Genomic DNA, 21531 nt, shown 5'->3' on the forward strand with positions numbered 1-21531 from the left:
GCAGCGAGGTGTGCTCGTCAGTGCAGATTCATGGCCTCATGCGAACTGTTATGGGTTCCGAACATGACCCGGCAGCAGGTAACATCGCACCCCCATGCAAGCAGGTATCCATGAGCAGTGAGTTGAACGCCGGCAGCCCCACCGTCGAAGGGCTCACCCTCACCCTCTCCATCATCAGTCACCAACACGACGCCTGCCTGCACACCCTGTTGAATCAACTGTGCGCCACGTCAGCGAGCGGCCTGAGCCACCTCATCATCACCCACAACGTGCCCGGCGCCCCGCTACCCCAGCCTGCGCAGGGCTGGCCGTTTCGCATCACCGAAATCCACAACCCCGGCCCGAAAGGCTTTGGCGCCAACCACAACGAGGCATTCAAGCGCTGCGACACTGTGTTGTTCGGTATCCTCAACCCCGACCTTGAGGGGCTACCGGCAGAACTATGGCCTACTTTGATGGAGCAGGCCCAGCGCGCGCAAACCGGCCTGGCCTACCCCGTGCTGCTCAACCTAGACGGCTCGGTACAAGACAGCGAACGCGAGGTGCCTACGCCACTGGCCCTGCTCAAGCGCTACACCCATCGCCCGCCCGTGCCGCGGCGCGACTGGGCCAATGCGGCCTGTTGGGTACTGCGCCGCGAGGTGTGGCAGCAGTTGGGTGGCTTTGACGAGGGGTATTTTCTGTACTGCGAAGACGTGGACTTCTGTCTGCGCGTGCAGCTGGCCGGGCTCGAGTTGAGGCGCGCCGATGTTCGCATGACGCACCACGCCCAGCGCACCAGCCACCGCCAGTGGCGCTACGTGAGCCTGCACCTGCGCAGCCTGTGGCGGTTGTGGACCACCCCCACGCTTTACCGCTACCTGTGGCGACTCCGCAAGACCGGTCCGGTGCGCCTGCCGGACATGGGGCGCTGAAGCCCCACCACCACCGATCGAACGGTTTCAACCCTGGCGCCAGGGCAGGCCACGGAAGCGCCAGCCACCCTTGCGACCGCGCTGGCCGTGTTGATCCGGATCGCCTTCAAAGCCTTCCAGGATGTTGTAGGCCTGCAGCCCCAACTCGGTCGCACGTTTGGCCGCCGCCACCGAACGCACGCCGCTGCGGCACAGCAACACCACCTTGCGCCCGGCCGCCGCGGCGAGCACGCCCTCGTCAAAGCCGGGGTTCATGGCCATGCCGGGCCACTGCTTCCAGGCCAGCCCTGTGGCCCCCGGCACAAAACCGACCCATTCGCGCTCGGCATCGGTGCGCACATCCACCAACACCGCCTCGCCCGACTGCACCCACTGCCAGGCCAGCAGGGGCGAGACATCGCCCGCATAGCCGTGTGCCGCACGCACCTCGCCCACCGGGGCCCCTGCGGCATCGTGCCGCAAGCCAGAGCTGAGGTTGGCCGGCACGGCCTCGTCGATGCGGCGCGGCTTGGGCAGTTGCAGGCCCTCCATCACCGCCACGAACTCGGCCAGGCTGCGACCGGCCACGCGGGCGTTGCTGGCTTTTTCAGCACCGATGCTCGACCGCGTGCGGCCCTGGTAATCGTGCCCCGGCCACACGGTGGTGGCGTCGGGCAGGCGAAACAACACCTCGGTCAGGCTGTGGTACAGCGCTTCGGCACTGCCCGACTGGAAATCGGTGCGGCCACAGCCATTGATCAACAACGTGTCCCCCGTGAAGACATGGTCACGCCACACATAGCTCATGCTGCCCGCGGTGTGCCCCGGGGTGTGCAGGGCCAGCAGACTTTCGCCCCCAAAAGCCAGGCTCTGGCCATCGCTGAGTTGGGTGGCCGCCGTGCCGACGCCACAGCCCTGGGGTGCCACGGTGTGGGCGCCGGTGTGCTCGGCCAGTGCGGCGGCACTGGTGATGTGGTCGGCATGGGCATGGGTTTCGATGATCCAGCGCAGGCTCAGGCCCTGGTCGCGCAAGACCTGCAGGTCACGCTCCAACTGCTCTTCGACCGGGTCGATGATCACGGCGTCGCGGGTGACAGGATCGGCCAGCAGGTAGGTGTAGGTGCTGGAGGCGGTATCAAACAACTGAATGGGTTGCATGTCGGTTCCTTGCGGCAAACAGACGGAAAGTGGAAAAAACAGAGAACGAGTCGAACGGCACCCCTGCGCGGCTCAGCCCAGCGGTCGCACGTGCGAGCTCACGAAGTGAGGTCATGCAAACTTGGCCAACAGGCGGCCAATCTGATCAGGGGGCACACGCCCCTGCTCGATCATGCAGGCCACCATGTGGAAGAACGACTTGTCGAGCGCCTTGCGGGCAGCGGCCAGTTGCTGAGCAATCTGTTCGCAATCCACGTCTTCGTCGATCAGGCGCTGCACGCCACGCAACTGGCCTTCCACGCGAGCCAGGCGGGTTTTGAGTGCCTTTTTGTGGGCCGCATCGGCCAGGGGCGATGAAGGGGGCATGGTCAGAACGCCGCATTCGGGCAAAAGTAGTAGCCTACCAATATACTCCGGCAGGTATATAGGAACAAGATTTCATTGCCAGGAACCCCACGATGATTGCACTGCACCCCTACCTTCAGTCGGCTCTGGGCGGCCTGATGATCGGACTGGCCAGTTGGTGGCTGCTGGCTTCATTGGGCCGCATTGCTGGCATCAGCGGCATCGCCGCCGCGCTATTGCCCGGACGCGACGCCCAGCCGGAACGAGCTTGGCAGGCTGCATTCATCGCAGGCCTGGTGCTGGGTGGTGCGCTCTGGGCCCGGTTGATGCCTACCCCCACCACAGCCCTGCGCCCCCTGCCGCTGCTGCTGATAGCCGGGTTTCTGGTCGGACTGGGCACGGTGATGGCCTCGGGCTGCACCAGCGGGCACGGCGTTTGCGGACTGGGCCGACGCTCCGTGCGCTCGCTGGCGGCCACCGCCACCTTCATGGGATCGGGTATGGCCACGGTGGCCATTTTGAAGCTGTTCCAAGCCTGAGGCTTTGCCCATCACCCCGGTGCCCGACATGAACACGCAACCCACACCCGCGACCCCATCCACCACAGACCCCGAACTGTCGCGTCTGCCAGCCCTGCTGACGGCCGCCGCTGCCGGCCTGCTGTTTGCAGCGGGCCTCGCCCTATCTGGCATGACCCAACCCGCCAAGGTGATCGGATTTCTGAACCTGGGCGGTATCGCCAACGGCCAATGGGACCCCAGCCTGGCCTTCGTGATGAGCGGGGCGCTGATCGTCACCCTGATCGCCTTTGCCGTCACGCCCCCCAAGTCGATCCGGCCAGCGCGCCGCCCCTGGTTCGCCGACCGCTTTCAATTGCCCACGAGGCAGGACATCGACACCCCGCTGCTGCTGGGGTCGACCCTGTTTGGCATCGGTTGGGGGCTGGCGGGGTACTGCCCGGGCCCCGCCTTGAGCACCCTGCTGAGCGGAGGGCTGGACACCGCGGTCTTCGTGGCCGCCATGCTGGCCGGGATGGCCGTGGCACGCCGCTGGCTGCGCTGACGCCCCCCCCGGGGGTGACGGAGGTCGGCCGCTGGGGCTGACCCGCAGGTGACCGACAGGCCGCAGCAGCGCCGCTACGCTGCAAGCCCATGTTCCATCTGCACTTACCCACCCCATGAGCACCGCATTCACGCCCGGTCGCAACCGCGTGCTGGCCCACACCGGCGCCCGCGTCCCCATCATCCAGGCCCCCATGGGCTGGATCGCCCGCACCCCGCTGGCCTCGGCCGTGTCGCGCGCCGGCGGCTTGGGGGTGATCGAGACCTCGTCCGGCGAAACCGCCAACTGCCAGCAGGAGATCCGGCAGATGCTGGCTCTGGGCCTGCCCTTCGGCGTCAACCTGCCGATCCGCTTTCTGCAAGACGACGCCATGCTGCGCTTCGTGTGCGACAGCGGGGTGCGCTTTGTCACCACCTCGGCCGGCAGCCCGGCCAAGTTCATCGCCCCCTTGAAGAGCGCGGGCATCACGGTCTACCACGCCGTGCCCACGCTGGACACCGCACTCAAGTGCGTGGACGCCGGCATCGACGGCCTGGTGGTCGAGGGCGCCGAAGGCGGCGGCTTCAAGAACCCTGAAGAGGTGTCGACCCTGGTGCTGCTGCAGGCCATCCGGGCCCGGGTCGATGTGCCACTGGTTGCCGCGGGCGGCATCGTGGACGGGCGCGGCATGGCTGCCGCCTTCGCCCTGGGGGCCGAGGCCATCCAGATGGGGACGCGCTTTGTGTGCTGCACCGAAAGCCCGGTGCATGCCAATTACAAGAACGCCATCGTGGAGTCCCGCGAGACCGGCACCTGGGTGCTCAACAAAAAGGCCTCGCCTTGCATCCGCGCACTCAAGTCCGAACGCACCCGGGTGATCCACGAGGAGGGATTGATGCCCGCCGACACCTTCAAGGGCCTGCAGCAGGTCTATTTTGGGGGCGACATGGAAGCCGCCCCGGCCCTGGCCGGCCAGAGCGTGGGCCTGATCGACGGCGTCAAGACGGCGCAGGAGATCATCGATGAGACCCTGCGCGGCTTCGAAGAGATCACCGCCCGACTGGGCGCCATGAGCCAGCAACGCCACTTCGGCTGAAGCGGGCTGAGACTTTCAGAAACCCCATTCACAGGAGACAAGACCATGAACACCAGCGAACTCTTCTCGCTCAAGGGCCGCACCGCCCTCATCACCGGTGGCTCCCGCGGCATCGGCCGCATGATCGCGGCGGGCTTCATTGCCCAGGGCGCACGCGTCTACATCTCGGCGCGCAAGGCGACGGCCTGCGACGCTACGGCCGCCGAACTGGCCCAGGGCGGGCATTGCGTGTCACTGCCGGCCGATGTGTCCAGCGTGGAAGGCGCCAAGGCCCTGGCCGCCGCCTACGGGCAGCACGAGGGCTCGCTCGACATCCTGGTCAACAACGCCGGCGCCGCCTGGGGAGCCCCGTTTGATGAGTTTCCCGAAAGCGGCTGGGACAAGGTGGTCGACCTGAACTTGAAGGCCCCCTTCTTCCTGACCCAGGCGCTGGCCCCCTTGCTGCGCCAGGCGGCTCAGCAGCACGCGGCCAAGGTGATCAACATCGCCTCGATCGACGGCATCTCGGTCAACCCGCTGGAGACCTACTCCTACGCCGCCAGCAAGTCAGGCCTGATCCACCTGACCCGCCGCATGGCCCTGCGCCTGATCGAGGACAACATCGTGGTCAACGCCATCGCCCCGGGCGCTTTTGCCTCGGAGATGAACCGCGATGCCCGTGACAATGGCGAGGCCGTGTCGGCCCGCATCCCTGCACACCGCATCGGCAGCGACGAGGACATGGCCGCCGCTGCCATCTACCTGGCCTCACGGGCGGGCGACTATGTGGTGGGGCACACCCTCACGGTGGACGGCGGGGTGACGATCGCCCGGGGGTGAGATGGAAGGGCGCCGGACCGGCGCCCCCTGTTCAGGGCTTGACGAACTTCAGCGCGAAGCTGTCCTTGGCTTGTCCATCGAGCGGCACGTTGTGGTCGCGCGGATCGGCGGGGTTGCGCCAGGCATCGCTCTGGGCCTGCAACTTGAAGCCTGCACGCTCCAACTCCTGGCGCAATGCGGCCTCTTCGATGCGATGGAGCGTCGCCGTTTCAGTCGTGCCAGACCCCTCACGGCCGGCATAATCGATGATGACAAACACACCACCGGGCTTGAGTGCATCGAACACAGCCCGATTCATGCGCTCGCGGTCAACACCGCGGTGCACCAGGTCGTGGTAGTTGTAGATCAGGGTCACCAGATCCAGTTTGCCCACCGCCTCTTCGGGCACAGGTGCCTCGAAAGGCTGCACCACAGAAACAATGTGCGCAGTATTTCGCCGCTGTGCACGCAGGGCCAGGGCCTCAGGGGAGGGCAGCCGACCGCCTGGATTGGGCCCAGTCACGAAACCAATGGCGCCCGCCTTGCTAGCCGGAGCCGCCTCCTTCACTGGCGCCACCGCAGCAGGAACCCCAGGCGCACTTTGCCCGAACACCTTACCGGTCGGGCCGGTACCGCGAGCAAGCAGGTCGGTCGAATAGCCCTGGCCAGCACTCAGGTCAAGCACCCACATCCCGGTGCTCACGCCTGAAAAGGCCAGGAGCTGGGCAGGCTTGCGCTGCGCATCCAACTTGCGGTCATCCAAACTGCGGTCGGGCATGGCGATGAGGCGCTCGATCGCCGGGCCATTCAAGGCGGTTCTCGTCGGTTGTGCAGGCCCTGTCGAGGCGCAGGCCACCAGAGCCAGGGCAACGGGTAGCAGAAGTCCCAGGGAAACACGCCGAACAGTCAACATCATGAGAAAGACCTCCAAAGCAAAAATTGACATAGAACACAGCACAGAAATAAAGTTCACGCGCTGACGAAAGACATCAACAGACGAACGATCCACGGTGCCAGCAACGCCGTCACCACGCCGTTAAGGCCCATGGCCAAGGCGGAGAAGGCACCGATCGTCTCATGCACCTGCAAGGCGCGAGCCGTGCCGATGGCATGCGCCGTGATGCCGATGGAGAAACCACGCACGGCCGGGTCATGGGCTCCGATCAGGTTCAACAACGGCCTGGCCATGATGGCGCCGCTGATGCCGGTCACTGCCACCGCCACCGCAGCCAACGACGGGAGCCCCCCGATCTGCTCTGCAGTGGCCATGGCGATGGGCATCGTGGCTGATTTGGGGAGAAGCGACAGCAAGGTCTCCCGGGTGCCGCCCAGGGCCCAGGCGATACCGACAGCCGAAACCATGGCGGTGGCGGATCCTACCAGCAATGCGACCGACAACTCACGCCACATGCGACGCAGCCTTGGGAGCTGCGCAAACAGTGGAACTGCGAGGGCCACTGTCGCGGGGCCGACCATGAAATGAACAAACTTGGCCCCCTCGAAATAGGTGGCGTAGGGTGTTCCTGTCAGGGTCAGAACCCCGATGATGAAGGCCACCGAGGTCAGGACAGGCAGCACAAAGGGATGGTTGCCCAGGCGCCGATAGAGCTGAACAGCGCCAAGGTAGGCCAACAGTGTCAAGGTCAGCCACAGCAAAGGCGACTGCCCCAGAAACACCCAGATCTCAAAAGGACTACCGCGACTCATGACCCATCCCCTTCATCGGGAGAGGCCTGCCCGGTCAGACGAAACATCCAACGCAAGGTCAAGGCTGTCACCACCAGCGTCACGGCCGCGCCGCCAACACCCGCCGCCAGAAACGGCAACCACTCGTGGGCGACTCGGCCAAAGTGCATCATCACGCCGGCCACCGCAGGGATGAACAACAGCATCAGGTGCTGCAACAGCCCGCCAGAGGCCTGGCGCAGCCCTTCGGGCACGGCGCCGCGCCACACCAGCCAGCCGGCCAGGATCAGCATGCCCATCAAGGGCCCCGGCAAGGGCAGGTGCAGCCAGAACACCAGGCCTTCGCCCAGCAACTGCATCAGAAACAAAAGCGTCAGTCCTTGAATCATGGTCGGGTGTCTCCTGTGGGTTCAAGCTGGGGGCCGCCATTGTCACGCAAGGCCGCTTTGGGTGCAGGCGCGGGCGCTGCGCCCACCCTCACCAGCGGGGCAAGGCGCCCAGGCGCAGCTGCTGACGGCGTTCGGCGTGGTCAGGCACCACTGCGGCCACCGTGTCCCAGAAGCGGGGGCTGTGGTCCATCACGCGCAGGTGGGCCAGCTCGTGCACCACCACGTAATCGATCACGGGCAGGCTGAAATGGATCAGGCGCCAGTTGAGGCGAATGCTGCCGTCAATGCGGGCGCTGCCCCAACGGGTGCTGGCATTGCTCAGGGCCAGCTTGTTCCACTGCACGCCCAGTTGGGGCGCGTAATGGTCGAGCCGCTGCGCGAACAAGGCCTTGGCCTCTCGCATCAGGCAGGCCTGAACGGCATCCTTGATCTGGCTGGCTTCCGCCTGAGGCGGCAGGCCCAGGCTCAGCAGGTGGCGCACGCCCTGCTCGGCTGCGGCCTCAGGGGCCAGGCGGTGCAACATGCCACCCGCCAGCGCCCCCGGCTGCAGGCGCACGCGCAGAGGTTCGCCCAGAAACGGCAGCTCGGCCCCATCGGCCCAGGCCACGCTGGCAGAGGCCTGGCGGGATTGGCGTTCGCGCGCCTCGTCGAGCTTGCGCACGATCCAGGCGCTTTTGGTACGCAGAGCAGCATCCACCTCGGCCTGAGACACCCAGCGCGGCGCCCGCACCACCAGGCCCTCGGGCCCGACGACAAAACCGATGCTGCGCCGACGTGCCCGCTCAAAGCGGTAGGCCACCCAGCTGCCTTGCAGTTGCAACTCGCGGTTGGCCTGCGGATGGCGAAAGCTCATGGGTGCGATCACCTCGGTCAGCGGGGCCGCAGGCGGGCCGACTGGACCAGGGGCCGACGGGATGGGGCGCGCTGGCTCGAACAGCTGAGGATCCGGCTTCGGCGTCGGCTTGGGCCGTCGGGGTGGCGCGGCCCTGCGCTTGGGCGGCGCAGAGGGGGCCGCCGGCGTCGGCTCACGCTCGAACAGGTCGAGCGTGAATTGCAGCAGTCGGTTCATGGCCCCCGGCACGCGTGTGCTCAGCCCTGGGCGGGCGGGTAGGCCTCGGGGTCCAGGCGTCGCATTTCAGCCTCGATCCAGGCTTCGACCTCGCGCATCAATTCGTCGGGCTGGCGCCCTGCCGAAGGGATGGGTTTGCCAATCGACACATCCACCACACCCGGGTGCTTGATGAAGGCCTTGCGCGGCCAGCACTTGGCCGAGGTCACGGCAATCGGGATCACCGGCGCGCCCGTCTCGATGGCCAGACGGGTGCCACCGCTCTTGTACTGGCCTTTCTGGCCGCGGGGCGTGCGCGTGCCCTCGGGGAACATGATGATCCAGATGCCCTGCGCGAGCAGGCGCTTGCCCTGCGCCACCACCTTGTTGAAGGCCTGGGCGCGCTGGCTGCGGTCGATGTGGATCATGTCGAGCCGGCCCATGGCCCAGCCGAAGAAAGGCACATACAGCAGCTCTTTCTTGAACACATAGGCCAGCGGGTGCGGCATCAGTGTGGGCATCAGAAAGGTCTCGAAGGTCGACTGGTGCTTGACCAGCAAAATGGCCGGGCTGGTCTCGCCCTGCGGCAGGTTCTCACGCCCGCTCACCCGCACCTCAATGCCCATCAGCACGCGGGCCCCCGCCACGGCCCAGCCCAGCCAGCGCACCGCCATCCACCACAGCGGGGTGCCGCGGCGCCACAGCGAGGCCACCAACATGATCAGGGCCCAGGGCATCACGGTGACCATCATCCACAGGGTGTGCAAAAGGGAGCGCAGCAGGTGCATGGTAGGGCCTTGTTGAAAACAGAGGGCGGCTCAGGCCGCCACGCGCTGGCGCTCGGCATCGCGCGCGATCAGGTGATCGGCAAAGACGCCCACGTCGGCGTGCACGCGGGTGCCTGGCGGAAAAGTGTCGGGCAGGGACCGGTCGCGCCATTCGGCGCCCAGGCCGGTGAGCACCAGGTGCGGTTCGCAACCCGCCGCATACCCGGCCTGCAGATCGCGCAGGCTGTCACCGGCCATGGGCACGCCCTGCAGGCTGATGCCATAGCGATCGGCAATCTGCTCGAACAGCCCGGGAGAAGGCATGCGGCACCGGCACTCCTCGTCGGGCGCATGGGGGCAGAAGAACACCGCCTCGACACGGCCGCCAGCAGCGGCCAACAGCTTGTGCATCTTGGCGTGCATGGCATTGACCTGGGCCATGTCGAACAGGCCGCGTCCCAGGCCGGCCTGGTTGGACACCACCACCACCTGAAAGCCAGCGTGGTTGAGCCGAGCAATCGCCTCCAGCACCCCGGGCAGAGGCAACCACTCCTCCGGGCTCTTCACGAAGTCGTCGCTGCTTTCGTTGATGGTGCCATCGCGGTCGAGAATGACGAGTTTCATGGGGAGCATCCTGGGGGTGGCGTGGGTTTGGCGTGGGGGCTCAGCTGGCCAGACGGGACAGGTCGGCCACGCGGTTCATGGCGTCGTGCAAGGTCTTGAGCAGGCCCAGGCGGTTCAGGCGCAAGTCCAGCTCTTCGGCATTCACCATCACGCCTTCGAAGAAGGCATCGACCGGGGTGCGCAAGGCCGCCAGGGTCTGCAGAGAGGCCGTGTAGTCGCCGGCATCGAACTGGGCCTTGGCCTGCGGTGCAGTGGCTTGCAGGGCCGCGTACAAAGCCTGCTCAGCGGCTTCCTTGAGCAGCACCGGGCTGACGTGGGCATCCACCTCGCCCGCCTTTTTGAGGATGTTGCTGACGCGCTTGTTGGCCGCAGCCAGGGCGGCCGCCTCGGGCAGCTTGGCAAAGGCACGCACGGCCTCCAGGCGCTGGGCCACATCGGACAGGCGCTCAGGGCGCAGCGCCAGCACGGCATCCACCTCCTGGGCACTGAAGCCTTGCTCACGCAGGCTGCCGGCCAAGCGGTCGTAGATGAAGTCGGCCAGAGCGGCGCTGGCATCACTGATCTTGTCGCCAAAGGCGGGCACAGCGCTTTGCAGCAGGGTGCCCAGGGCCAGCGGCAACTGGTTCTCGATCAACAGGCGCACCACGCCCAGGGCATGGCGGCGCAGCGCAAACGGGTCTTTGTCGCCGGTGGGCAGGTTGCCGATGCCGAACATGCCGGTCAAGGTTTCCAGCTTGTCGGCCAAGGCCACCACCACGCCCACGGTGCCGCGCGGCAAGGTGTCGCCCGCGAAGCGGGGCTTGTAGTGGTCTTCGATGGCGTCGGCCACGGCTTCGGGCAGACCGTCGTTGAGGGCGTAGTAACGGCCCATGGTGCCCTGCAGCTCAGGGAACTCGCCCACCATGTCGGTCACCAGATCGGTCTTGGCCAGTTGGGCAGCCAGATCGGCCTGCGCCACCAGGGTGGCGTCACCCAACTGGGCGGCAATCGCCTGAGCAATCGCGCGCACACGCTCCACGCGCTCGCCCTGGGTGCCCAGCTTGTTGTGGTAGACCACCTTGCCCAGACCCTCGACCCGCGAGGCCAGGGTCTTCTTGCGGTCCTGGTCAAAGAAGAACTTGGCATCGGCCAGGCGCGGGCGCACCACGCGCTCGTTGCCGCCGATCACGGCGCTGGCATCGGCCGGGCTGATGTTGCTGACCACCAGGAACTGGTGCGTCAGCTTGCCGGCGGCGTCCAGCAGCGGGAAGTACTTCTGATTGGCCTTCATGGTCAGGATCAGACATTCTTGCGGAACCCCCAGGAACTGGGTTTCGAAGGCGCAGACCAGCACATTGGGGCGTTCGACCAGGGCAGTCACCTCGTCGAGCAGCGCGTCGTCTTCGATGGGGCGCACGCCGTTGCCCACCTGGGCCGCTGCCGCTGCCAGTTGGCTCACGATCTCGGCACGGCGCTCGGCAAAGCTGGCGATCACCGCGCCATCGCGACGCAGGGTGTCGGCGTAGGCGTCGGCGTGTTCGATGGTGACCACGGGCTTGGCGGCCTCGAAACGGTGGCCCAGGGTGGTGTTGCCCGACTTCAGGCCCAGCACCTTGAGCGGCACCACGCTGCTGCCGTGCAGGGCGATCACCCCATGCGCCGGGCGCACAAAATGCACGCTGCTCCAGCCGGGCAGTTCGCAATCGGTCTCCAGCTGGTAGGTCATGACCTTCGGAATCGGCAGCTTGGCCAGCGATTCTTCCAGCGCCTTTTGCAAACCCACATCGAGCGTGGCGCCATTGACCACGCTGTCATAGAACAGGGCTTCGGCCTTGCCGTCCGGGGCGCGCTTGAGGCCGGCCACGGCCGAGGCATCGGCGCCCAGGGCGGCCAGCTTCTTGAGCAGGGCCGGGGTGGGGTTGCCAGCGGCATCCAGCCCCACGCTGACCGGCATCAGCTTTTGCTGCACGGCCCGGTCGGCCGCTTTGGCGGCCACGTGGGTGATGTGCGCCGCCAGGCGACGTGGCGAGGCAAAGGCGGTGGTCACGCTGTCGGCAGCGGCCAGGCCCTGGGCCTTGAGTTGCTCGGCCAGCACGCCGGCAAAGGCCTCGCCCAGCTTCTTAAGTGCCTTCGGGGGCAACTCTTCGACAAACAGTTCTACCAGAAGATTTTGTTGGCTCATGATGTCTTGTACTCCCGCTCAGGCGGCCTTCTTGGCCATCTGTTCAACCCACTCGCGCGGGGCCATGGGGAAACCCAGGCGCTCGCGGCTCTCGTAATAAGCCTGGGCCACAGCGCGGGCCAGGTTGCGGATGCGGCCGATGTAGGCAGCACGCTCGGTGACCGAGATCGCACCCCGGGCATCCAGCAGGTTGAAGGTGTGGGCGGCTTTGAGCACCTGCTCATAGGCCGGCAGCGCCAGTTGCTGCTCCATCAGGTACTTGGCCTGCTTTTCGTGGGCGCCGAAGGCCGTGAACAGAAACTCGGCATCGCTGTGCTCGAAGTTGTAGGTGGACTGCTCCACCTCGTTCTGGTGGTACACATCCCCATAGCTCAAGGTGTCGGTCCACTTGAGGTTGTAGACATTGTCCACGCCCTGCAGGTACATGGCCAGGCGCTCCAGGCCGTAGGTGATCTCACCGGTGATGGGCTTGCAATCAATGCCGCCGACTTGCTGGAAATAGGTGAACTGGGTCACTTCCATGCCGTTGAGCCAGACCTCCCAGCCCAGGCCCCAGGCGCCCAGCGTAGGGTTTTCCCAGTCGTCTTCGACAAAGCGGATGTCGTTCTTCTTGAGGTCGAAGCCCAGTGCCTCCAGGCTGCCCAGGTACAACTCGAGGATGTTGCTCGGGGCCGGCTTGAGCACCACCTGGTATTGATAGTAGTGCTGCAGGCGGTTGGGGTTCTCGCCATAACGGCCGTCCTTGGGGCGGCGGCTGGGCTGCACGTAGGCCGCCTTCCAGGGCTCGGGGCCCAGGGCGCGCAGGAAGGTGGCGGTGTGCGAGGTGCCTGCGCCCACTTCCATGTCGTAGGGCTGCAACAGCGCGCAGCCCTGGGCGTCCCAGTAGGACTGCAGCTTCAGAATGATTTGCTGAAAGGTCAACATGACGTTGGGCCCCGGTGGGCCGGGGTCTGGACAAAAGGGGTGGATGGGGCCGGCGTGGCTGCATGGGAAGCAGGCACTTGCGCAGCAAACCCGTGATTTTACGGCCCACCGGGCCTGCATGCCTGGTGCGACCACGGTGCAGGCCGCGACACAGCGCCGCAGGACGAGCCCTCCAATGTAAAAGGGGTACGAATTGACACCAAGCCCATGCAAAATACCCCCCAGAAGTGAGCAAAGCCGATGCACACATGCCCCGAGGGCCGTCGGACACCTCAACAACACATGGAATCCGACAAGATGAAAGCTAACCTCGTTCGATGGGGCCTGGCCCTGGGCGTCGCCGCCTTGCTGAGTGCCTGCGGTGGCGGCAATGGCAGCGGCGCAGTGGCAGAACGCCAATTGCCCACCACCGCCCTGGGCACCCCGGTGGACAGCTTCACCCCCGCCGCGGCCAAATCTGCAGAGCTGAACAGCGACTACACCCTGAGCACCAACGACCCGGCCCCCAGCTACAAGGTGAGCCTGGGCAGTGCCGGCACCGAGGTCGCCAAACTGCAAACCACTGTTGACATCCGCAGCATCGGACAAGCGCCCCAGATCGGTCTGGGCCGCAAGATTGCCGAACTGGATTCCGCCAGCACCTTTGCCAGCCGCCTGCAATGGACGCCGAACAGCGACGGCAGCCAGCGCGCCGCCATCCGTTTTGTCTCCAGCGGCGCCGCCGGCACCCGGCTGATGCTGGAGGTGGGCCACATCGACGCTCGCACCAAACTGCGCTTTTATGCGCAAGGCGCCAGCACCGCCACTGAAGTCACCGGCACCCAGGTGATCGACGCCTTGGCCGTCAACGAGCTCAGCCAGGCCGGCGCCAGCGGCAACCACCTCTACTTTGCCCCCTATGTGGAAGGCGAAGACCTGACGATGCAGATCGAGCTGCCCGCTGGTGTGGCCACTTCGACACTGCAAATCAATGTGCCGCAGCTGTCGCACCTGTTCCAGTCACCCACGGCCGCCAAACTCACGCTGAAGATCAACAACTCGGGCAGTTGTGAAGTCGACGTGGCCTGCAACAGCGACTGGAGCAGCACCGGTAACAGCGTGGCACGGCTGCTGTTCTCCGATGCCAGCACTGGCAGCAGCTACCTGTGCTCCGGCACCCTGCTGAACGACCGGGCCAGCAGCACCACCCCCTACCTGCTCACCGCCAACCATTGCATCTCGACCCAGACCGTGGCCAGCACCCTGCAAACCTTCTGGTTCTACCGCGCCTCGGCCTGTGGCAGCGGCACGCTTTACAGCGGCAGCAAGACCGTGACCGGCGGCGCCGCCCTGCTCTACACCGACAACAGCAGTGACGCCACCTTCCTGCGCCTGAACAACAGCCCGCCCGCGGGCGTGACCTATTCGGGCTGGTCGCCGAGCCTGCCCGCCGTGGGCACCAGCGTCGGCGGCGTGCACCACCCCGCGGGCGACCTGCAGAAGGTCAGCCTGGGAAGCACCACCGGGTATGCCACCTGCACCCGGGCCGCGGGCTCTGAGACCTTCTCTTGCACCTATACAACGAGCTCCAGCAGCGCCACCACCCACGTCCGGGTTGGCTGGACCAGTGGCGTAACCGAGGGCGGCAGCAGCGGCTCAGGACTGTTCATCACCAGCGGCAGTTCGAAGTACCTGGTGGGCCAGTTGTCCGGCGGCGCCTCCACCTGCGCCAACCCCACGGCCAACGATGTGTATGGCCGCTTTGACATCCCTTACACCACCAGCATCTTCCAATGGCTGGACAACAGCAGCACGACCAGCCGCACACCTGTCTTCCGCTTCTACAACACACAGACCCAGGCCCACTTCTACACAGCCAGCGCCAGCGAACGCGACTATGTGATTGCCACCTACCCGCAGTACAGCTACGAGGGCACCTCTTTTTATGCCTACATGAACAGTGCAGCAGGCTTGAGCCCGGTGTTCCGTTTCTACAATGCCTCGCTGGGCGTGCATTTCTATACCATCAGCGCCGTCGAACGCGCCTATGTAGACCAATCGCTGCCAGCCTACCGCGATGAAGGTACCTTCTGGTACGCCAAGACGTCATCGGATGGCAGCAACAGCGCCCTGTATCGCTTCTACAACAGCACCACAGGCGCGCATTTCTACACCATGAGCAGCGCTGAACGCGATTACGTGATCAGCTCCCAGCCCAAATTTGCGTACGAAGGCATTGCCTACTACCCCTGGGCCACTCAGTAAACGGGCTCGGCAACCGCGCCCGTTTGAGGGCCTACCCGGGCGGCGCGCGGCGCTCGCGCCAACGGGCCCAGGCCAGCGCCCCCAGGCAAATCAACCACAGCGGCGCCAGCCCCAGGCGTGACACCCACCAGGCATAGGGCGTGATGCCCCAACCACCCTGGTCGGCACTCACGCCCCTGCCCTGCACCACGCCTTGCAGCACGCCCCGGCTCACCGGGGGCAACTGGGCCGTCACCCGGCCGCGGTGGTCGATGATGGCGGTGGCGCCGGTGTTGGTGGCCCGCACCATGGGGCGGGCGAACTCCAGTGCCCGCAGGCGGGAGATGTTCAGGTGCTGGTCAATCGCCACGCTGTCGCCAAACCAGCCGATGTTGCTCACGTTGACAAAGACCGTGGGCGCCTGGGTGGGGTCGCGAAAACGCAGGCCCAGCTCTTCGCCAAACAAGTCCTCGTAGCAGATGTTCGGGGCCAGGCGCTGCCCCTGCCAGGACATGGAGGGCTGCCCCACGGTCCCGGCGTTGAAATCGCCCAAGGGCATGTCCATCAGGGCCACAAACCAGTGGAACATCGGCGGGATGAACTCGCCAAACGGCACCAGATGGTGCTTGTCGTAGGCGTACAACCGGGACTCACCAGGCCTCAGGCCCAGCACCGAGTTGGTATACCCCTCGCGCTGGTTGCCCAGGGGCACACCGATCAGGGCCGCCTGGGGCGGCCCGTTCTCTGCAGGCCCAGGCCTCTGAGGCCCCACGCCATACCGCTCCAGCAGGCCCTCCCAATAGCCCGCGGGCAGTTGCTCGGGCAGCAGGGGCAGCGCGGTCTCCGGGGCCACGACCAGCGAGGCCTGATTGGCCATCAACTGCGCACGGTACCAGGCCAGGGCCATGGGCACCCCTGAGCCGGCCTGAAATTTCTCGTCCTGCGGAATGTTGCCCTGCAACAGACTGACTTCCAATGGGGCCGACGAGGCCGCCTGCTCAGGCGCAGGCGCCCAGCAGAGCAGCGCCCCAAGCCCCAGCAGCAGCATCTGCACCGGCCATTTCCGCCGAGGCAGGCTGGCCAGCCCGGCCGCCCAGGCCGTCACCACCGCCCCGGTGCCATACACCCCCACCCAAGGGGCCAGCCAGCGGGCAGCACCGTCTACCTGGGCATAGCCCCCGGCGCCCCAGGGAAAGCCCGTGAACCAATGCCCGCGCAGGAGTTCGGCCAGGGTCCACAAGGCGGCAAACAGGCCCGCCGACGCCAGCGGGCCCAGTGCGAGGCGACGGTGCCAACGCACATAAAGACCTGCCGCGACGGTGTAGTAGCTGCCCAGAAAAGCGGCCAGCCCCAACACGGCCAGCACGGCCAACGGCGCATCCAGCCCGCCATAGACCGCCATCGAGATGTACAACCACCAAAAGGTGCCGGCCAGCCAGCACAGGGCAAACACCCCGCCAAGCCAGGCGCCGTGCCGGGCGCTGGGCGCCCGGTTGAGCAGACCGACCAGGGCCGCCAACGACAGGGCCTGCAAGGTGCCCGAGGCCTGCCCCCCCCAGGGCCAGGCCAGCGACAGGGCTTGCATCAGCCCGGCCAGGCCCGCACAGACCCAGGCGGCCCAGGTCGGCCGCATGCGACCGCTCAAGCCCTTCATGCGGGGCTGGCGCCGTCCGCCTGGGGCGTGACCTTGAACCAGCGCACAGCGCCGCCCTTGGTGTGTTGCACCACGAACTTCAGGCCGGCCAGCTCGAAGTGCTCGCCACGCCGGGGCACATGGCCCAGCTCATGGGCGATCAGGCCGCCGATGGTGTCAAAGTGCTCGTCGGCATCGCGGCTTTCGATCTGCACGCCAAAGGCCTCGGCCACACGCTCGATCGGCGTGTCGCCGCTCACACGGTAGCTGCGATCGGCCAGGCCGAAGATGTCACCTTCGTCTTCGGCGATGTCAAATTCATCCTCGATCTCGCCCACGATCTGCTCCAGCACATCTTCGATGGTGATCAGACCGGCCACCCGGCCGAACTCGTCGATGACGATGGCCAGATGGTTGCGATTGCCGCGAAACTCGCGCAACAAGTCATTGAGACCTTTGCTTTCAGGCACAAAAACGGCCGGCCTGAGCAGCGCCCGGAGGTTGAGTTCAGGGGCCCGCTGCAGCTTGAGCAGGTCTTTGGCCATCAGGATGCCGATGATGTTGTCGGGCTCGCCGCTGTACACCGGGAAACGGGAATGCGCCGTTTCAATCACCTGGTGCAGCAGTTCCTCGTAGGGAGAATCGATGCTGAGCCGGTCCATGCGCGGCGTGGCGAGCATGACATCGCCGGCCGTCAAGTCGGCCATGCGGATCACGCCTTCGAGCATCACGCGCGACTCGGCGCCTATGACCTGGTTGTCCTCGGCATCGGTGAGGGCATCCAGCAATTCGTCACGCGAGTCGGGCCCGGGACGGATGAATTCGGCAACTTTTTGCAGAAAAGAGCGCTTGTCTTCCTTCTCGGAAGCGCGCGCTGGGTGAGGGTCGGACACAGCCTGGTGCGCAAAACGTGCGGTAGTGAGTAAGCCTCAAGGATAGCGGATTGATGTGACAGCCGGCCAACAGGACCGGCCGCCAACCCGTCACTGGGTGAACCTCACTGGGCGGACTGGTGCCGCCCCTGGCGCACGCCGCGGCGGATTTCCTGCACACTGGCCAGCGTTTCACGGAACTGTTTGGCCTGGACCTTGAGCCGGTAATCCAGTTCAGCAAACTGCTGCTCAACAATCTCGGCCACCCTGGAATCCAGGCTGGCAGGTGGCAGCTTGAGGTGGGCCTCGGACTCGGAGCCATCACGCACCACCGTCGCGCCGGCATTGCGGGCGATCTTCAACATGGCTGTGTTCTCGCTCAGGGCGTGGATGAACATCAGGCTCACGCCTTCGTTGCGTGCATGCATCACGGCCCGGTCAAACAAACGCGCACCGAAACCGCGGCCACGGGCTTGCTTGAGCACCGACACCCCAAATTCGGCACAGCTGGCCGACTTGGGATCGGTCGAGAAGGCCAGATGCGCCATGGCGATCAACTCAAGCCGACGGTTGTAAATGCCAAAGATCTCATCACGCTCGAAATCAAGCTGATCCACGTAGCGCTGCACCTGCTCGTCGCTGGCGGCGTAGCCAAAGCGCAGGTAACGGTCTTGCGGCTCCAGGGCCAGCAAGTGGGCCGCAATGCGGGAGCGGTAGCTGGGGCCCAGTGAACGAATGGGCACCAGCACGGGCGACGGGCCCGAGGCTTCGGGGCCCGAAGGTTGGGCCAGGGTGAAATGAAACAGATCACGCCCCGCTTGCAGCGAAGACCGGATCCAGTTGGAAGGGGCTAACATGGGCCAAACTATAAGGGTTTTCCCCTATAACCCAAAATCCACCCCATTCAAGCCCTGCGGGGATGAAGGTTATCCCTCATCCAGCACCGTTCGTCAGACAGGCAAGGCCGTGGTCGCCTTGACGCGGTCCAGCACGAAGCTGGTCTTGCAATCCTGCACGCTGGGGTGCTTGAGCAAGCTTTCGAGCACAAAGCGACGGTAGTGCGCCATGTCGGCCACCACCACCCGCAACAGAAAATCCATCTCGCCCGTGAGCGCCGCGCACTCGACCACCTCAGGCCAAGTCTGCACACTGGCCCGGAACAGGTCCATGGGGTTGCGTTTGTGGCTTTCCGTGTGCTTCTCAAGCCGAACATTGAGGTAGGCCGTCAGCCCCAGCCCCACCGCCTCGGGCTGCACCAGCGCCACATAGCGGTCGATCACACCGCTGTCTTCCAGCCGCCTGACCCGGCGCAACACCGCGCTGGCCGACAAGCCCACGGCCTCGGCGATCTGATCGTAAGTGGCGCGACCATCCGCCTGCAGACTGCGCAAAATCTGCCGATCCAGCTTATCCAATGCTTCCATGGCTTTTATTTTGCAGGATTCTTGCAAATTGACGGATGTCACGGCCAAAGAATGCAGAAAAACTGCTGGGCCCGCCCCCTACAGTCAATCGCTTCAAGACCTCACTCATGGATGGAGACAGACCGATGAATGCCCCCCTGCCCGCCAGCGCCACGTCCACCGTGGCCCCCTTCACCCCTTGGGACAACCCCATGGGCACCGACGGCTTTGAGTTCATTGAATACGCGGCCCCCGATCCGGTGGCCATGGGCCTGGTGTTTGAACGCATGGGCTTTCGCCCGGTGGCTCGGCACCGCCACAAGAACGTGACCCTGTACCGTCAGGGGGAGATCAACTTCATCATCAACGCCGAACCGGATTCGTTTGCCCAGCGCTTTGCGCGGCTGCACGGCCCCAGCGTGTGTGCGATTGCCTTCCGGGTGCAGGACGCCAAGGCCGCCTACGAACGCGCCGTCGGCCTGGGTGCCTGGGGCTATGCCGGCGTGGCAGGCCCGGGCGAGCTGAACATCCCCGCCATCAAGGGCATTGGCGACAGCCTGATCTACCTGGTGGACCGTTGGCGCGGCAAGAACGGCGCCCAGCCAGGCGCCATCGGCAACATCGGCTTCTTTGACGTCGACTTCGAGCCCCTGCCCGGCCTGAGCACCGAAGAAGCCCTGGCCCCCCACGGCGTGGGCCTGACCTACATCGACCACCTGACGCACAACGTGCACCGGGGGCGCATGCATGAATGGGCCGACTTCTATGAGCGCCTGTTCAACTTCCGCGAGGTCAAGTACTTCGACATCGAAGGCCAGGTGACCGGCGTGAAGAGCAAGGCCATGACCAGCCCCTGCGGCAAGATCCGCATCCCGATCAACGAAGAGGGCAAGGACAAGCCTGGCCAGATCCAGGAATACCTGGACATGTACCGCGGCGAAGGCATCCAGCACATCGCCATGGGCTCAGACAACCTCTACGCCACCGTCGATGGCCTGCAGGCCAACCAGGTGCGGCTGCTCGACACCATCGACACGTACTACGAACTGGTGGACAAGCGCATCCCGGGCCACGGCGAAGACTTGGCAGAGCTGCATCAGCGCAAGATCTTGATCGATGGCAAGAAGGACGCCCTGCTGCTGCAGATCTTCAGCGAAAACCAACTGGGCCCGATCTTTTTCGAGTTCATCCAGCGCAAGGGCGATGACGGCTTCGGCAATGGCAATTTCAAGGCCTTGTTCGAATCCATCGAACTCGATCAGATGCGGCGCGGGGTGATCTGAGGCCCCCACGGGCGTGCACTGCGTGTCACTTCCTACCCCCCTGGGGGGCCGCAGGCCGCCTTGGGGCTGCCAGACGCCGGCCTGACAGCTTCGTTTAAAGCTCGCTGAATTCAGAAGGGGGCCTGACGGCCCCTTGGGAATGCCGCCACGCCTCAATCCATCGCTTTGATCAAGGCCATCACCTGGGTGCGCACGCCGGGGTCGGTGGCGAGGGCGACGTGGGGGATGCCGGGCACGAAGTGGGCCTGGGCGCCGGACAGGGTGGCGGTGTGGGCCGGGAAGACGATGTTGTCGCAGTTCGAATAGAAACAACTGAAGGCGGCGGCGCGTTCGGGCGGCTCTTGGGCGGCCAGGGCTTGCAGCCAAGGGCTGGCCCGGCGCATCTGGCGGCCGTTGGCCGTGTGGGCCCAGCGGGCCAGCCAGGTGCCCTGGTGCGGGGTACCCAGGGTGATCACATGGTGCACACGGGCGGCTTCGCCGGGCCCTGCGCTGGCCCGCCACCAGGCGCGGGCCACCAGGCCGCCCATGCTGTGGGCCACGATGACGGGGGCACGGCCTGTGGCCTCGGTGAGGGCCGTCACGGCGCGCTCCACCTGCGCGGCATAAACATCGATCGAGCCGAAGGGGGGCTCCAGGCTGAGTGCCACGAAAGGCCGCCCCACCGCCGTGCAATGCTGCATCCACGGGGTCCAGACACCCCGGTTGCAGAAATAGCCATGGATCAGCAGCACACCGCGCGGCCCGGGCTGGCAAGCGGGCGGAAGCCGATCGCTCAAGGCCTCGGCCTGAAAAGGCTGCCAGAGCCCGAACACGCGGCTGGAGGCCCGCACCTCGGTCACCCAGGCCTGCAGCACCTGCCACCAGGAGGCCCTGGGCGCCGGGTCGCTGCGGTTGACCTGCACCATGATCATGAACTCCAGGCCCAGGGCCAACGGATTCAGCGCCAGCAGCCCCAGCAGGGTGGCGGCGATCGCCCACGGCGATTGAGGCCACCACCACCCAACAGCACAAGCCACCAGCAGGGCGCCCCAGCACAACATCATTCTTTGCAATCTGGCGATCATGGGCGGATCACCCCGGATGGATCTGATTTCATTCACCAATGATGGCACGCAGTGCATTGGGGGGCACAACGGTCTGTAGCTGTCGCCTCAGCGACGACTGAAGCCCCGCCCCTAGGACAAGCC

General features: G+C 65.6%; 22 protein-coding genes. 7 read left to right on the forward strand and 15 right to left on the reverse strand.

Annotation, left to right across the window (positions count from 1 at the left end; translation table 11 throughout):
- Positions 1-110: 110 nt before the first annotated feature.
- Positions 111-914, forward strand: coding sequence for a galactosyltransferase-related protein (locus tag AC07VS_RS24685; protein ID WP_494752295.1), 804 nt, complete (start codon positions 111-113; stop codon positions 912-914).
- A 27-nt stretch (positions 915-941) separates the two neighbouring features.
- On the opposite strand, the gene AC07VS_RS24690 is transcribed toward AC07VS_RS24685, so the two are convergent.
- Together AC07VS_RS24690 and AC07VS_RS24695 are read right to left on the reverse strand one after the other, a co-directional pair.
- The gene (locus AC07VS_RS24690; RefSeq protein ID WP_494658568.1) at positions 942-2051 is read right to left on the reverse strand and encodes an MBL fold metallo-hydrolase; all 1110 of its coding nucleotides are present in this window, start codon (positions 2049-2051) and stop codon (positions 942-944) included.
- Positions 2052-2162: 111 nt separating this feature from the next.
- On the reverse strand, positions 2163-2417 hold the full coding sequence (locus AC07VS_RS24695; RefSeq protein WP_494752296.1) for a metal-sensing transcriptional repressor: 255 nt from the start codon (positions 2415-2417) through the stop codon (positions 2163-2165).
- 92 nt (positions 2418-2509) lie between these two features.
- Between AC07VS_RS24695 and AC07VS_RS24700 the strand changes: the two genes are divergently transcribed.
- From AC07VS_RS24700 to AC07VS_RS24715, 4 genes are all read left to right on the forward strand, one after another.
- Positions 2510-2935 carry a YeeE/YedE family protein gene (locus tag AC07VS_RS24700; protein WP_494658566.1) on the forward strand — a complete coding sequence of 142 codons (426 nt, stop codon included), beginning with the start codon at positions 2510-2512 and terminating at the stop codon, positions 2933-2935.
- A 28-nt stretch (positions 2936-2963) separates the two neighbouring features.
- Positions 2964-3458 (forward strand): DUF6691 family protein, encoded by a 495-nt coding sequence (locus AC07VS_RS24705; RefSeq protein ID WP_494752297.1) that lies wholly within the window; start codon positions 2964-2966, stop codon positions 3456-3458.
- Between the two features lie 115 nt (positions 3459-3573).
- Positions 3574-4533 (forward strand): NAD(P)H-dependent flavin oxidoreductase, encoded by a 960-nt coding sequence (locus AC07VS_RS24710; RefSeq protein ID WP_494752298.1) that lies wholly within the window; start codon positions 3574-3576, stop codon positions 4531-4533.
- 45 nt (positions 4534-4578) lie between these two features.
- On the forward strand, positions 4579-5352 hold the full coding sequence (locus AC07VS_RS24715; protein WP_494752299.1) for an SDR family oxidoreductase: 774 nt from the start codon (positions 4579-4581) through the stop codon (positions 5350-5352).
- A 31-nt stretch (positions 5353-5383) separates the two neighbouring features.
- Here AC07VS_RS24715 and AC07VS_RS24720 read toward each other — a convergent pair whose 3' ends face one another.
- The 8 genes from AC07VS_RS24720 to glyQ form a co-directional block, all read right to left on the reverse strand.
- Positions 5384-6340 carry a class I SAM-dependent methyltransferase gene (locus AC07VS_RS24720; protein ID WP_494752300.1) on the reverse strand — a complete coding sequence of 319 codons (957 nt, stop codon included), beginning with the start codon at positions 6338-6340 and terminating at the stop codon, positions 5384-5386.
- Positions 6301-7038, reverse strand: coding sequence for an LrgB family protein (locus AC07VS_RS24725; protein WP_494752301.1), 738 nt, complete (start codon positions 7036-7038; stop codon positions 6301-6303). The genes AC07VS_RS24720 and AC07VS_RS24725 overlap by 40 nt, the downstream gene beginning before the upstream one ends.
- Positions 7035-7406, reverse strand: coding sequence for a CidA/LrgA family protein (locus AC07VS_RS24730; protein ID WP_494752302.1), 372 nt, complete (start codon positions 7404-7406; stop codon positions 7035-7037). The genes AC07VS_RS24725 and AC07VS_RS24730 overlap by 4 nt, the downstream gene beginning before the upstream one ends.
- Before the next feature lie 88 nt (positions 7407-7494).
- Entirely contained in the window at positions 7495-8475 is a 981-nt protein-coding gene (locus tag AC07VS_RS24735) for a M48 family metallopeptidase (protein WP_494658560.1), read from the reverse strand.
- A gap of 20 nt (positions 8476-8495) precedes the next feature.
- Positions 8496-9242, reverse strand: coding sequence for a lysophospholipid acyltransferase family protein (locus AC07VS_RS24740; protein WP_494752303.1), 747 nt, complete (start codon positions 9240-9242; stop codon positions 8496-8498).
- Between the two features lie 30 nt (positions 9243-9272).
- Positions 9273-9845 (reverse strand): D-glycero-beta-D-manno-heptose 1,7-bisphosphate 7-phosphatase, encoded by a 573-nt coding sequence (gene gmhB / locus AC07VS_RS24745; protein WP_492348857.1) that lies wholly within the window; start codon positions 9843-9845, stop codon positions 9273-9275.
- Between the two features lie 40 nt (positions 9846-9885).
- On the reverse strand, positions 9886-12006 hold the full coding sequence (glyS, locus tag AC07VS_RS24750; protein ID WP_492348856.1) for a glycine--tRNA ligase subunit beta: 2121 nt from the start codon (positions 12004-12006) through the stop codon (positions 9886-9888).
- Between the two features lie 18 nt (positions 12007-12024).
- Positions 12025-12930 (reverse strand): glycine--tRNA ligase subunit alpha, encoded by a 906-nt coding sequence (gene glyQ / locus AC07VS_RS24755; protein WP_492348855.1) that lies wholly within the window; start codon positions 12928-12930, stop codon positions 12025-12027.
- 297 nt (positions 12931-13227) lie between these two features.
- On the opposite strand from glyQ, the gene AC07VS_RS24760 reads away from it, so the two are divergent.
- Complete coding sequence (locus AC07VS_RS24760; RefSeq protein WP_494752304.1) at positions 13228-15174, forward strand: serine protease; 1947 nt, start codon at positions 13228-13230, stop codon at positions 15172-15174.
- A gap of 31 nt (positions 15175-15205) precedes the next feature.
- On the opposite strand, the gene lnt is transcribed toward AC07VS_RS24760, so the two are convergent.
- The 4 genes from lnt to AC07VS_RS24780 form a co-directional block, all read right to left on the reverse strand.
- Positions 15206-16786, reverse strand: coding sequence for an apolipoprotein N-acyltransferase (gene lnt / locus AC07VS_RS24765; protein WP_494752305.1), 1581 nt, complete (start codon positions 16784-16786; stop codon positions 15206-15208).
- A 17-nt stretch (positions 16787-16803) separates the two neighbouring features.
- Positions 16804-17679, reverse strand: a complete 876-nt coding sequence (locus AC07VS_RS24770; RefSeq protein WP_492348852.1) for a CorC family transporter — start codon at positions 17677-17679, stop codon at positions 16804-16806.
- A gap of 104 nt (positions 17680-17783) precedes the next feature.
- A complete protein-coding gene (locus AC07VS_RS24775; protein WP_494658555.1) occupies positions 17784-18515 on the reverse strand; it encodes a GNAT family N-acetyltransferase in 732 nt (243 codons plus the stop codon).
- Between the two features lie 93 nt (positions 18516-18608).
- On the reverse strand, positions 18609-19082 hold the full coding sequence (locus tag AC07VS_RS24780) for an Lrp/AsnC family transcriptional regulator (protein ID WP_492348850.1): 474 nt from the start codon (positions 19080-19082) through the stop codon (positions 18609-18611).
- A 125-nt stretch (positions 19083-19207) separates the two neighbouring features.
- On the opposite strand from AC07VS_RS24780, the gene hppD reads away from it, so the two are divergent.
- Positions 19208-20344 carry a 4-hydroxyphenylpyruvate dioxygenase gene (gene hppD / locus AC07VS_RS24785; protein WP_492348849.1) on the forward strand — a complete coding sequence of 379 codons (1137 nt, stop codon included), beginning with the start codon at positions 19208-19210 and terminating at the stop codon, positions 20342-20344.
- 152 nt (positions 20345-20496) lie between these two features.
- On the opposite strand, the gene AC07VS_RS24790 is transcribed toward hppD, so the two are convergent.
- Positions 20497-21408: an esterase/lipase family protein gene (locus AC07VS_RS24790; protein WP_494752306.1), complete on the reverse strand. Its 912-nt coding sequence runs from the start codon at positions 21406-21408 to the stop codon at positions 20497-20499.
- Between the last annotated feature and the right edge of the window lie 123 nt (positions 21409-21531).

It is taken from the genome of Curvibacter sp. GW821-FHT01G03, from assembly GCF_059422285.1.